The sequence below is a fragment of the Burkholderia sp. APQ4-4ca genome (assembly GCF_057837105.1).
This window is the reverse complement of record NZ_JBYQCG010000076.1, coordinates 14,828-27,606: the sequence shown is the minus strand read 5'-3', so window position 1 is coordinate 27,606 and position 12,779 is coordinate 14,828. Positions and strand designations below refer to the sequence as shown.

Sequence of the window (12,779 nt, the reverse complement as noted above, 5' to 3'; positions counted from 1 at the left end):
CGGCCGCGCCACTGATTTCATGCCATCTGCGTTCAAGGACTTTCATCGAATCGCTCCTGATTGGGCCGACGCGCGGGTGCGCTGCCACGCCACGCGCGCCGGGTGCCGCCGTCAGCCGTGATCGCGGGGCGGGGAAGGGACGTGCGGGGCGCGCCGTTCGCGCTCGCCGGACGGGTTGGCGGGGTCGATACGCGTCGCACCGCCGACGGCGGGCGGATCGCTGGCCGGAAACGTCTCCTCGAGCCCTTCGTCGATGCGCTCCTCCGTCTTGTCTTCAGACGGTGGACGCGACGGGGCGAACCGGAGCAGTCCGGCAGCCGGTGACACGGCGTCGCGGCGGCCGGTGGCGTGTACGGTCATGGTCGAACCTCCTTGTCGATGAGAAGACGCAAGCCTTGTACCCGCGCCGGCCGCGGCACGGCGCTTGCAAGCCGGCGGGAACCGGCCGGCACGCGTCCGGGATGGGCGAGAGGGCATCGTGATGAAGGCAGCCAGGGAAAGAATACGTTACGACGCGAACGTACGCGGTGGCGATTCGGCCACGTTCGCGAGCGTTTCGATACGTGGAAGCGCGAATCGCGGGTCTATCGGCCGGAGCGGCGCCTATTCGACGGCAAGGACGAGGTACGCGAACTGACCGACACCGTCTACGACGGCCCGGAACGCGCGCAGCAGCCGCTCGTCGCGCAATGCGAACCGTCCGATCCGTTCGCGCTCGCCGTGCAGCTGACCGCCGAGGGGCGCACGATGTGGCTCGTCATGGCGGCGTACGACGAGCCGACCGGCCAATGGCATGGCGCGACAGCAGGCACGCCGCTTGCGAGGGCTCGCCTCATCGAAAGGCGCGCGCCGTCGCGCAGGAGTGACATGAACACGCCATCCATGCTGCACCGTCCCGAACCGACGACACCCGACGTCGACCCGGATCCGCCGCCGCCCGGGCACGACGACCCGGTCGATCCGCCCGTGCCCGACGGGCTGCCGCAAGGCGACCCGCCGTCGAATCCGCCGCCGATGCGGATGCCGGGCGGGGGCCATGCGCCACGACCGGCCGCGCGAACATTGAAAGGAGGACCGTCATGGACATTCACGTGCAATCGCCCGACAAGCGCGCGATCGCTCAGGTACTGGGCCGCTATTTCGAATCGCGTTCGCTCCGCTATCACATCGAGGAATTGCCGGGCGGCGTGCTGCAGATCGGCTTTCGCGCGAGTGGCCGTCCGGTCGCCGTCACCGTTTCGTTCGACGATGCCGCCTACGACACCTACACGCACTGGGACGCGAGCCAGAAGCAGCTCGCGCTCGGCCGGCTCGCCGACGGTTTCTCGCGGATGATGTCGACCCGCAGTCCGGCCGCGCTCGCCGGCGACTATCACGTCGAGCGTTTCTGATTCCGCAATTGTCCGCCGGCGCATGCCGGATCCCGGCAAAGTGCCCGCATACAACGGGCGCTTTGCGTCTGCGCGCGCCTCGCGTAGGATGTCCGTTAATTCAGCGCATGCTACGTTCGCGCCACAGGCTGCCTGCCGTTGCAGCCGGTGAAGCGCGACGCGCTTTCCTTCAGGTTCGTTTCGTGCAGCCGACGGAGACCGCCTTGACCACTGTTGCTCGCCTGTTGCTGTCCCCCGGCGCACGCCGGTTCGTATCCAGCCTCTCGGCATTCGCGGCGCTCGCCGCCGCCGGCGCCCGCGACGCGTCGGCCCAGACGCCTTCGCCGCTCGGCGAATGGCAATACACGGCGGGCGTACCGCTGCGGAAACTCTTCGATCCGAACATCCCCACGTGGCAGGTAAGCGTCGGCGCCGCGATGACGCTGCAGCCGCGCTACGCGGGCGCCGACCGCTATCGCGTGATGGGCGGCCCGAATTTCGACGTTCGCTATCGCGACCTGTTCTTCCTGTCGACGGGCGAGGGCCTCGGCGCGAACGTGCTGCGCGGGCCGAACTGGCGCGTGAGTTTGTCGGTCGGCTATGACCTCGGGCGCCGTTCGGCCGACGATCTCGGTCATCTGAACGGTCTCGACAACATCAACGCGGCGCCCGTGATGAAGCTCGCGGCCGACTACGTGGTCTCGAAGGATTTCCCGCTCGTGCTGCGCGCGGACGTCCGGCGCAGCATCGGCGGCTCGAACGGCTGGACCGGCGATTTCTCCGCGTACATGCCGATGCCCGGCAGCAACGAGCACTTCTTCTGGTTCGCGGGGCCGACCGTGTCGTTCGCCGACTCCCGCTACATGAACAGCTGGTTCGGCGTGAACCAGGGCGCGGCCGCGCGCTCCGGGCTGCCGGCCTATTCGTCGGGAGCCGGGATCAAGTCGGCCGGCGTGGGCATGACGATGGTGTGGTTCGTGAACAAGCACTGGTTCGTCACGGTGGACGGCGCGCTCGAGCAGCTCGTCGGCCGCGCGGCGCGCAGCCCGATCACGCAGCAGTCGACCAACGGCGTGTTCGACATGTCGGTGAATTACCAGTTCTGACCGGGCCGGGCGGCGGAAGGGCGATGCCGCGTGCGGCATTGCCCGTCACATTTGATATGATTCCGACCTGTACAAATGTACAGTGATCGATCCCCGTGACGCCTGCCTCGCCGACGCCTCCGGCGTTTTACTACCTGACCAATTTCGAACGTGCGCTCGCCTGGCTCGGCGAGCGTTACGACGACCTGTTCGACGCGCACGAGCACGCGTTCGTCCGGCAATTCGCGACGCTGCCGCAGGCGTCGCGCGCGCTGCTCGTGCGGATGCTGATGCGCAACGGGGCCGATTTCCGCGCGAGCAAGCTCGTGTACGACGAGATCGGCTGCACGCTCGACGCCGCCGCGCCGCTCGTCGCGCTCGGCTGGGTCGATCCGGCGCCCGCGCTCACGCTCGACGCGTTGTTCGCGCTGTCCACCAAGGCCGATCTGCTGCGCATCTTCCCGGCGCTCGCCGCGCATGCGGGCGAGCGCAAGGCCGACTGGCTCGAGCGGCTGCGGCCCGCGCACGACGTCGCGCAACCGCTCGACGCGTGGTGCGCGCAGGCCGACGACCGGGTGCTGCGCGTGACGGTCGGCGCGCTGTGCGACCGGCTGCGGCTGATGTTCTTCGGCAATCTGCATCAGGACTGGAGCGAATTCGTGCTCGCCGATCTCGGCGTGTTCCAGTACGAAAGCGTGCCGATCGCGCCGTCGTCGCGCGCGTTCCAGCAGCGCGGCGACGTCGACGCGTATCTCGCGCTGCAGATGTGCCGCGACGCGCTCGAAGCCTGGCCCGACGATCTGCCGTTCGACGACCTGATCCGCGCGCTGGACGCGGTCGACTGCGCGCAACCGTGGCTCGCGACGCGCCGCGCGAAGCTGCTGTTCGCGCTCGGCCAGGCGTGTGAACGCCGTGCCGACTGGTGCGCCGCACTCGACGCGTACGCGCGCAGCGCGTGGCCCGGCAGCCGCCATCGGCGCATCCGTGTGCTCGAACGCTGCGGGCGCGACGACGACGCGCTCGCGCTGGCGCTCGACGCACGCGGCGGCTTCGAGAGCGACGAGGAGCGTCAGCGCGTCGAACGCATGCTGCCGCGCCTGCAGCGCCGCGCCGGCCAGCGCGTCGAACGCGCGGCCGCTGCCGCGGCCGTGCCGCGCGAGACGCTCGTGCTCGCGCGCCCCGACGCATCCGTCAGCGTCGAATTCGCGGTGCGCGACCATCTCGCGCAGCCGGCGTCGCCGGTCCACTACGTCGAAAACACGTTGATCAATTCGCTGTTCGGGCTGCTGTGCTGGGAGCCCGTGTTCGCGGCCGTGCCCGGCGCGTTCTTCCACCCGTTCCAGCGCGGCCCGGCCGATCTGCACGCCCCCGATTTCGCCGTGCGCCGCGCGGCGGCCTTCGACGCCTGCTTCGCGCAGCTCGATTCGGGCGCGTACCGCGACACGATCCGCCGGCATTTCGCGACGAAGGCCGGGCTGCAGTCGCCGTTCGTGTTCTGGGGCGTGCTGACCGACCAGCTGCTCGACGAAGCGCTCGCGTGCCTGCCGCCCGAGCACCTGCGGCTGTGGTTCACGCGCCTGCTCGCGGATATCCGCGGCAACCGCTCCGGCTTGCCCGATCTCGTCCGCTTTTGGCCCGACGAGCGCCGCTACGAGTTGATCGAGGTGAAGGGCCCCGGCGACCGGCTGCAGGACAACCAGGCGCGCTGGCTCGCCTACTGCCTCGCCCACCGGATGCCGGTGCGCGTCGTCGATGTCGAGTGGGCCGGCGACGGCGTCGCGCACGCCGAGGCGGCGGAGTTGTCCGCATGAGCTACGTCGTCGCGGTGCGGGCGATGTGCGAGTTCACCGCGCGGCGCGGCGATCTCGACCTGCGCTTCACGCCCGCGCCGACCGCGCTCGAAGGCATCGCCGGCCACGGCGCGGTCACGTCGAAACGCGGCGCGCGCTACGAAACCGAGATCGCGCTGACGGGCACGTGGGGCACGCTCACCGTGCGCGGCCGTGCCGACGGCTACGATCCCGTGGCGAACCGGCTCGAGGAAATCAAGACCTATCGCGGCAGCCTCGACGCGATGCCGGCCAACCATCGCGCGCTGCACTGGGCGCAGGCGAAGGTCTATGCGCACCTGATGTGCGACGCGCGCGATCTCGAGGCAATCGACGTCGCGCTCGTGTATTTCGACATCGTGTCCGAGCGCGAGACCGTGCTGACTCAAACGCTGGATGCCGCCACGCTCGCCGCATTCTTCGCCGAGCAGTGCGCGTGCTTCGTCGGCTGGGCCGAACGCGAGACGGCCCATCGCGCCGCGCGCGACGCGGCGCTGCGCGCGCTCGCGTTCCCGCACGGGCAGTTCCGCAGCGGCCAGCGCGAGCTGGCGGTGGCCGTCTATCGCGCGGCGCGCGACGAACGCTGCCTGATGGCGCAGGCGCCGACCGGCATCGGCAAGACGCTCGGCACCGTGTTCCCGCTGCTGAAGGCATGCGGCGAGGGCGAGCTCGATCATGTGTTCTTCCTCACCGCGAAAACACCGGGCCGCGCGCTCGCGCTCGACGCGGCGACGACGCTCGGCGCCGGCACGCCCGCGCTGCCGCTGCGCGTGCTGGAACTCGTCGCGCGCGACAAGGCGTGCGAGCATCCGGATCTCGCATGCCACGGCGAATCGTGCCCGCTCGCGAAAGGCTTCTACGACCGGCTGCCGGCCGCGCGCGATGCGGCGATCGAGGCCGGGCTGCTCGATCGCGATACCGTGCGCACCGCCGCGCTCGCCCACGACGTCTGCCCGTATTACCTGGCGCAGGAGCTCGCGCGCTGGTCGGACATGATGATCGGCGACTACAACTACTATTACGACGGCAGCGCGATGCTGCACACGCTCGCGCAGCAGAACCAGTGGCGCGTCGGCGTGCTCGTCGACGAAGCGCACAACCTGCTCGACCGCGCCCGCAAGATGTACAGCGCGTCGCTCGATCCATTCGCGTTCGCGGCCGCGCGCGACGCCGCGCCGGCCGCGCTGCGCAAGGCATTCGACCGGCTCGCCCGCGCGTGGGGCACGCTCAATCGCGCGCAGGCCGAGCGCTATGCGGCCTATCCCGAGGTGCCGGGCCCGATCGTGTCGGCCGTGCAGAACCTCGTCGCGGCGATCGGCGAGCACCTGACCGACGCGCCGCGCGCGAACGGCGACGCGCTGCTGCGTTTTCATTTCGAGGCGATCCAGTTCGGCGTGCTGGCCGAAGCGTTCGACAGCGCGTCGATCTTCGACGCGACGCTGCATGGCGAGCCGATGCCGCGACAGCCTGCGCTCGATGGCGTCGCCACGGCCGGCCGCCGGCGCCGCGTCCAGTCGACGCTGTGCGTGCGCAACGTGATCCCGGCCGGTTTCCTGGCGCCGCGCTACGAAGCCGCGCGTGCGACCGTGCTGTTCTCCGGCACGCTGAGCCCGTTCCATTTCTATCGCGACACGCTGGGGCTGCCCGGCGATACGGGCTGGCTCGACGTCGACGGGCCGTTTCGCGCCGAGCAACTGACGGTGCGCGTCGCGAGCCACGTGTCGACGCGCTGGCACGACCGCGATCGTTCGCTCGAACCGATCGCCGACCTGATCGCCGCCCAATACGCGGCCCGCCCCGGTAACTATCTCGGCTTCCTGAGCAGCTTCGACTATCTCGGGCGCGTGGTCGCGCTGATGCAGACTCGCCATCCGGACGTCCCCGTGTGGGCGCAGGCGCCCGGCATGGCCGAAAGCGAGCGCGACGCGTTTCTCGCGCGCTTCGACGCGGGCGGCCGCGGCGTCGGCTTCGCGGTGCTGGGCGGGGCGTTCTCGGAAGGCGTCGACCTGGTCGGCGAGCGGCTGATCGGCGCGTTCATCGCGACGCTCGGGCTGCCGCAGGTCAACGACATCAACGAGCAGATGCGGCGCGCGATGGACGCGCGCTTCGGCAACGGTTACGACTACATGTACCTGTATCCGGGGCTGCAGAAGGTCGTGCAGGCGGCCGGGCGCGTGATCCGCACCGAGCACGACGAGGGCGTCGTGCACCTGATCGACGACCGTTACCGACGGCGCGAGGTGCGCAACCTGCTGCCGCGGTGGTGGCGGATCGGGTGACGGCGGCCGCTACAGCACGTTGAGCATCGCGAGTGCGGCTTCCTGCAGATGCGGCAGCACGCGCCGCACGGCCGCGTCGGTCGTCTCCGCGCCGATCGGCATGTTCGTGCTCAGCGCGGCGACGACTTCGCCGTGACGGTTCTTCAGCGGCACCGCGATCCCGCGTACGCCGACCTGCAATTGCTGTTCGATCGCCGCGTAGCCGGCGTCGCGCGCGTGGTCGACCTGTTCGAGCAGCCGCGCCTTGTTGGTGATCGTATGCGGCGTGAACGGCGGCAGTTCGGTCTCGTCGAGCCATGCGCGCACGGCTTCGCGATCGGGATGATGGGCGAGGAGGACGACACCGGGCGACGTCAGCGGCGCCGGCACGCGCGCGCCGAGCACGAAGCCCGTCGTCATCACGCGCGACACGCCGTTGCGGGCGATGAACACGAGCTCCCAGCCGTCGAGCACGCTGACGTACGCCGATTCGTTCAGCGACGCGCTCAGTTGCTGCAGATAAGGCTGGACCGTGCGCGGCAGCCGCGCCGAATCGAAGTACGACCAGCCGACGCGCAGCACGCGCGGCGTGAGGCCGTACAGCTTGCCGTCGGTGTACACGTAGCCGAGCGATTCGAGCGTCAGCAGGTAGCGCCGCGCGGCCGTGCGCGTGAGGCCGGTGCGTGCGGCGGCCTGCGTGGGCGTCATGCGTGCGTGCTGGCTGTCGAACGCCTCCAGGATCATCAGGCCTTTTTCGAGGCCGGCAATCCAGTCGCGTCGGTCGAGGTCGGGCTTTTTCGTCATCACGGGTGAGCGGTGGCGCGCGGTGTTCGCGCAGGAGTGGGCGATTATCGCGCGAGCGGTGGGGGAACGGGAGATCGGTTGAGGCGTTTCAGAGGCAAGCTGCCGGGCGATTTCAGGTTCAGGCGGAACGACGCAAACGAGTCGGACTGAGTCGACCCATTCAAGCGTCGGAGCGCAGTTGCGGCGCGGTCGGCGCTTACCTGTGTTCGTGGCAGAGCGCGGCAATGCGCCATCGCGCGTCGATCACGCACCACTGCTCGACGAAATCGAGGCGGGAATCGGTTGTGTGGTTGATCCGTACCGCCCCGATGCCCGTTATCGTCGCCCGTTGCCCGCGCGTGACAATCTGCATGGTTTCGTCCCGATATGCGATACCCGATCTGTCCGACGGGCGCTCGGCCGCGACTACGCGCATTCACGCAAGAAATTGCGCCTTCGTGCGAATGCGAGCTTCGTGCTGGACAAAGAAGCCCGGGCTAGCGACGAAATCGAGTTGTTCGACGTCGGCGTGACGATACGCGTCGATCCACACGTCGCGCATCTGCGCCAGGGTGAATCGGGGTTCCATGGGCTACGCATTTTCCTGCTGGAGCGCGGGTGCGCGGTTTTTGGCGCTATCCGCCGGGTCAGGAAGGCAGCCTATGGCCGGGCTCACGTTTCGGCAATTGGACAGGTCTGAATCTGGTTTTCCGCGAGCGGGAAAAAGCCGATGGGTCGTGGAAGCCGATGTCCCGATGACGCATCGTCGGCCTGGCGCCGACTACGGGAAGAGGCGTGAAGCAGCACGTAGCGTGCTGACGTGAACGGAAAGCTGGCGATGGCAGAGCGCTGCACGGCCGCGCATTGAAGCGGCCGATACGGCATGAAAAGCGGAGAAACCGGATGCGACGCGACCCTTCCGCGCGCCGCATCCGTCACGACCTTACTCGCTGCTCGTCCACTCGACGTTCGCACCGACCGAACGCAGGTTCTCGACGAAATGCGGATGCGCGCGGCGGATCGGCAGCGCGTTCATGATTTCCGAGCGGCCTTCGATGCTCGCGGCCACCATCAGCAGCGCGATCGCGACGCGAATGATGTACGGGCTCTCGACGCGCGCCGGCGTCAGTTGCAGCCCGCCGAACGTGATCAGCCGGTGCGGGTCGGACAACAGCACGTGCGCGCCGAACTTCGACAGTTCGCCGGACCAGCCGAGCGCGCCGTCGTAGACCTTGTTCCAGAACATCGCGCTGCCTTCCGCGCGTACGCCGAGCGCGATGAAGATCGGCAGCAGGTCGACCGGCAGGTACGGCCACGGCGCGGCCTCGACCTTGGTCAGGATGTTCTGCGTGAACGGCCGGCGCACGCGCAGCGGGCCGTCGCGTTCCGCCCGCGACCAGCCGTCGCGGTGCGTGACGGTGACGCCGAATTTCGCGAACGTGCGGTCGATCAGCGGGAAATGCTCGGGCGACGAATTGCGCACCGTGATGTCGCCGCCGGTGATCGCGCCGAGCGCGAGGAACGTCGCGATTTCGTGGAAATCCTCGGCGAAGCGGAACTCGCCGCCGCCGAGCTTGCCGCCGCCCGTCACGCACAGCCGCGACGTGCCGATGCCCTCGATCGCGACGCCGATCATCGCGAGGAACTGGCAGAACTCCTGCACGTGCGGCTCGGAGGCCGCGTTCATCAGCGTCGACGTGCCGTTCGCGGCCGTCGCGCACAACGCGAAATTCTCGGTGGTCGTCACCGACGCGTAGTCGAGCCAGTGATCGTTGGCCGTCAGCGGGCCGTCGGTACGGACGATCAGCGAATCGGGCGTGCGCTCGATGTGCGCGCCGAAACGTTCGAACACCTCGACGTGCGGATCGATCTCGCGCACGCCGAGCGTGCAGCCTTTCACGTCGTTCTCGAGGCGCGCGACGCCGAAGCGCGCGAGCAGCGGCGGAATCAGCATGATCGACGAACGCATCGCCTCGGGCAGCCGATGGACGGCCGGATCGAACGTCGTGTTGCGATGGTGAAGCTCGAGCAGGCCCGTCGCGAAATCGACCGACACGTCGCTGCCGAGCGTGCGGAAGATATCGAGAATCTTGCGCACGTCGGTGATGTCCGGTACGCCGACGAGACGCAGCGGCTGATCGGTCAACAGGGTGGCGCACAGAATCGGCAGGACGGCGTTCTTGTTCGCGGACGGCTTGATGTCCCCGCGCAGCGGAGTGCCGCCGTGGACGATGAGATTCGACATGATATGGGGGCGTATCGGTGACTGACGTAGGCCCATATGATGCCATTGGTCGGCACGCGGCGTGGAATGTTCGGAGGGGAAAAGGGGGAATCGGCGCGCGCAACTGACAGTGTTTGACGTCGCGTCCGCGATGCAGCAGGTCGAGTACCGGCCGGCGCCGGCATGGCGAAATGGCCGGCCGCGTATCGGGCCGGCCACGCGCTCATTACGTCATTGCGCGGCCCGCATCCGCGCGGCGACCACCAGCGAGATCAGGCAGCCGATCGCCAGGTAGCCGGCGACGAGGTGCCACGAACCGCCGGCCACGCTGACGAGCCCGACCGCGATGAACGGCGTGAACCCGCCGCCGACGACGCTCGCGAACTGGTAGCCGACGCCCGCGCCGCTGTAGCGGTATTCGGCGCCGAACAGCTCGGTGAACAGCGGCTGCTGGACGCTCACGACCATGTCGTGCGCGGCGTTCGCCAGCAGGATCGAGAAGATCACGATCCATGCGATCGAGCGCGACTCCAGCGCGACGAAGAACGGCACTGCGGATGCGAGGCCGATCAGCGCGCCGATCAGGTAGATGCGGCGCAGGCCGTAGCGGTCGGCCAGCCAAGCGAAGCAGGGGATCGTCACGCAGCTCACCGCGCCGACCAGCAGGCCGATGTTCAGGAACAGGTCGCGCGACATGCCGAGGTTCGTCGTCGAATAGCTGAGCGCGAACGCGGTGACGATGTACATCGTGAACAGTTCGGCGAGCCGCAGCGCGACGATCAGCATGAACGCCTTCGGGTGGCGCGTCAGCGCTTCCAGCACCGGCAGGCGCAGCTTGCGGTTGCCGTGCTCGACCTTCTCGACGAACTCCTGCGATTCGTCCATGTTCTTGCGCACCCAGAGCCCGATCAGCACGAGCACGATGCTGAACACGAACGGCAGGCGCCAGCCCCACGACTTGAACGCGGCCTCGCCGAGCGTATGGCTCAGGATCGAGACGATGCCGGTGGCCAGCACGAGCCCGACGCCGTAGCCGACCTGCACACCGCTGCTGTAGAACGCCTTCTTCTGCTTCGGCGCGCTTTCGACGGCCATCAGCGCCGCACCGCCCCATTCGCCGCCGACCGCGAACCCCTGGATCGCGCGCATCAGCACCAGCAGCACGGGCGCCCACCAGCCGATCGTCGAGAACGCCGGCAGCAGGCCGATCGCGACCGTCGACAGCCCCATCAGCATCACGGTGAGCACGAGCATCCGCTTGCGGCCGAGCCGGTCGCCGTAGTGGCCGAACACGATGCCGCCGAGCGGCCGGAACAGGAAGCCGACACCGAAGGTGGCGAACGCCGCGAGCGTGCCCATCGTCGGGCTGACTTTCGGAAAGAACTCGGAATTGAACACCAGCGCGGCGACGATCCCGTACAGCAGGAAGTCGTACCAGTCGACGACGGCGCCGACGAAGCTGCCGATCGCGGCCTTGCGGGCCTGGCTGCGCGCACGGGCGCCGGCGGCGGCGTCGAGGGTGTCGAAGGTGGGGGTCATGGCGATGTCTCCTGGCACGGCGCATCGTGGAATCGTGGCGGCGCCGCGTCCGATGCTGCATTGAAGTCGATGGGTGAACGGAGAATAGGGCTCGCGCCGCGGGTCGGCAATTAGCCAATCGGATAATGTGCGCGATTATCGTTCAATTCCGTGCGATTATCGAACGATTTCCGGGTTTGCACTAGGCGGCGCGACGATATCCCGTTCGGCCGGGGTGTGCCGCCGTGAACGATCTGGTTAAAATCTGCTGCATCGACAACTCGCCCGTCCGGGGCGGAGGCGCGGCCGCCACATCGGCCGCGCACGCCGCACGCGACAGGCACCATTCCCCCCATCGACCGCATGCCCCCGGAGACTGGAATGCCCGGCAATTCCCCCCCCTTGTCCAGCGATACGCCGCCCGTTGCCGATCCGGCCGCCAATCCGCTCGGGATGGCCGGCCTCGAATTCGTCGAATTCGCGGCGCCCGTGCCGGACGCGCTTGCACAGCGCTTCGAGCAGCTCGGGTTCAAGGCGATCGCGCGGCACGTCAGCAAGAACGTCACGCTGTACCGGCAGGGGCAGATGCATTTCCTGATCAACGCCGAGCCCGATTCGTTCGCCGCGCGCTATGCGGAGGAATACGGGATGGGTGTCTGCGCGATCGGGTTGCGCGTGGCGAACGCCCGGCGTGCGTTCGAGCGCGCGATCCAGCTCGGTGCGTGGGCGTTCGAAGGCGAGAAGGTCGGCGTCGGCGAACTGAAGATTCCGGCGATCCAGGGCATCGGCGATTCGCACCTGTATTTCGTCGACCGCTGGCGCGGGCGGGACGGCCAGCGCGGCGGCGTCGGCGACATCTCGATCTTCGATATCGATTTCCGGCCGATCGACATCGCGACCGCGCATACCGATCTCGATTGCGCGGGCGTCGGCCTGCAGCAGGTCGATCACTTCACGCAAACCGTCGGCGCGGGCCGCATGCAGGAGTGGCTGGATTTCTACCATGACCTGCTGCATTTCCGCGAGATCCACCAGATCGACGCGCACTGGCATGTGTCGGAGGAATCGCGCGTGATGGTGTCGCCGTGCGGCGCGGTACGGATTCCCGTCTACGAGGAAGGTACGCGGCGCACCGAGCTGATGCATGCGTACCTGCCTGACCATCCGGGCGAGGGCGTGCAGCACGTGGCGCTGGCGACCGACGACATCCTGGCGTGCGTCGATGCGCTGCGTGCGAACGGCGTCGAGTTCATCGAGCCGCCCGCTCGCTATTACGACGACGTCGATGCGCGGCTGCCGGCGCATGGCGTCGATCTCGATGCGCTGCGCCGCCGCGCGGTGCTGGTCGACGGCGAGATCGGCAGCGACGGCGTGCCGAAGCTGTTCTTCCAGACCTTCGTGAAGCGCAAGCCCGGCGAGATATTCTTCGAGATCGTGCAGCGCAAGGGGCACCACGGGTTCGGCGAGGGCAACCTCGCGGCACTCGCCCGCGCACGCGACGCCGGCTGAACGTTCAGGCGCCGGCTGCCGTTACGCTGCCGCGCGCCCTCGGCCACGCCGATCTTGCAGGCCACGGCGAAATCGTGGCCCACCGCATCGGCCACGCGCGGCACGTGTGCCGGAAACGCTGCCGGTGCGCGGCCTCGCCGTACGCACCGCGGCGGCGATTGCACAGCGGCGACAGGAACCGGCCCGACAGCCATTGAACTCGC

10 protein-coding genes and 1 pseudogene are annotated in these 12,779 nt (G+C 68.5%); 7 read left to right on the top strand and 4 right to left on the bottom strand.

Annotated features, from left to right (window positions below; translation table 11 throughout):
* Window positions 1-111: 111 nt before the first annotated feature.
* On the bottom strand, window positions 112-360 hold the full coding sequence (locus tag AC3IFE_RS08460; protein WP_089469780.1) for a hypothetical protein: 249 nt from the start codon (window positions 358-360) through the stop codon (window positions 112-114).
* A gap of 121 nt (window positions 361-481) precedes the next feature.
* Here AC3IFE_RS08460 and AC3IFE_RS08455 point away from each other — a divergent pair.
* From AC3IFE_RS08455 to AC3IFE_RS08435, 5 genes and pseudogenes are all read left to right on the top strand, one after another.
* Window positions 482-774, top strand: a pseudogene (locus AC3IFE_RS08455) (hypothetical protein); the annotation flags it as partial.
* A 305-nt stretch (window positions 775-1,079) separates the two neighbouring features.
* Window positions 1,080-1,391 carry an ATP-binding protein gene (locus tag AC3IFE_RS08450; RefSeq protein ID WP_041492268.1) on the top strand — a complete coding sequence of 104 codons (312 nt, stop codon included), beginning with the start codon at window positions 1,080-1,082 and terminating at the stop codon, window positions 1,389-1,391.
* A 203-nt stretch (window positions 1,392-1,594) separates the two neighbouring features.
* Window positions 1,595-2,476: a MipA/OmpV family protein gene (locus tag AC3IFE_RS08445; protein ID WP_089469781.1), complete on the top strand. Its 882-nt coding sequence runs from the start codon at window positions 1,595-1,597 to the stop codon at window positions 2,474-2,476.
* Between the two features lie 95 nt (window positions 2,477-2,571).
* Window positions 2,572-4,266, top strand: a complete 1,695-nt coding sequence (locus AC3IFE_RS08440) for a VRR-NUC domain-containing protein (protein ID WP_489190212.1) — start codon at window positions 2,572-2,574, stop codon at window positions 4,264-4,266.
* On the top strand, window positions 4,263-6,563 hold the full coding sequence (locus AC3IFE_RS08435) for an ATP-dependent DNA helicase (RefSeq protein WP_489190211.1): 2,301 nt from the start codon (window positions 4,263-4,265) through the stop codon (window positions 6,561-6,563). The genes AC3IFE_RS08440 and AC3IFE_RS08435 overlap by 4 nt, the downstream gene beginning before the upstream one ends.
* A 9-nt stretch (window positions 6,564-6,572) precedes the next feature.
* Here AC3IFE_RS08435 and AC3IFE_RS08430 read toward each other — a convergent pair whose 3' ends face one another.
* A complete protein-coding gene (locus AC3IFE_RS08430; RefSeq protein WP_089469784.1) occupies window positions 6,573-7,346 on the bottom strand; it encodes an IclR family transcriptional regulator domain-containing protein in 774 nt (257 codons plus the stop codon).
* A 202-nt stretch (window positions 7,347-7,548) separates the two neighbouring features.
* Between AC3IFE_RS08430 and AC3IFE_RS08425 the strand changes: the two genes are divergently transcribed.
* Window positions 7,549-8,025 carry a hypothetical protein gene (locus AC3IFE_RS08425; RefSeq protein WP_489190210.1) on the top strand — a complete coding sequence of 159 codons (477 nt, stop codon included), beginning with the start codon at window positions 7,549-7,551 and terminating at the stop codon, window positions 8,023-8,025.
* Window positions 8,026-8,268: 243 nt separating this feature from the next.
* Here AC3IFE_RS08425 and AC3IFE_RS08420 read toward each other — a convergent pair whose 3' ends face one another.
* Together AC3IFE_RS08420 and shiA are read right to left on the bottom strand one after the other, a co-directional pair.
* Window positions 8,269-9,570, bottom strand: coding sequence for a UDP-N-acetylglucosamine 1-carboxyvinyltransferase (locus tag AC3IFE_RS08420; RefSeq protein ID WP_301737822.1), 1,302 nt, complete (start codon window positions 9,568-9,570; stop codon window positions 8,269-8,271).
* 210 nt (window positions 9,571-9,780) lie between these two features.
* Window positions 9,781-11,088, bottom strand: coding sequence for a shikimate transporter (gene shiA / locus AC3IFE_RS08415; RefSeq protein ID WP_089469786.1), 1,308 nt, complete (start codon window positions 11,086-11,088; stop codon window positions 9,781-9,783).
* A 360-nt stretch (window positions 11,089-11,448) separates the two neighbouring features.
* Between shiA and AC3IFE_RS08410 the strand changes: the two genes are divergently transcribed.
* Window positions 11,449-12,576 carry a 4-hydroxyphenylpyruvate dioxygenase family protein gene (locus tag AC3IFE_RS08410; protein ID WP_301737821.1) on the top strand — a complete coding sequence of 376 codons (1,128 nt, stop codon included), beginning with the start codon at window positions 11,449-11,451 and terminating at the stop codon, window positions 12,574-12,576.
* Window positions 12,577-12,779 lie beyond the last annotated feature (203 nt).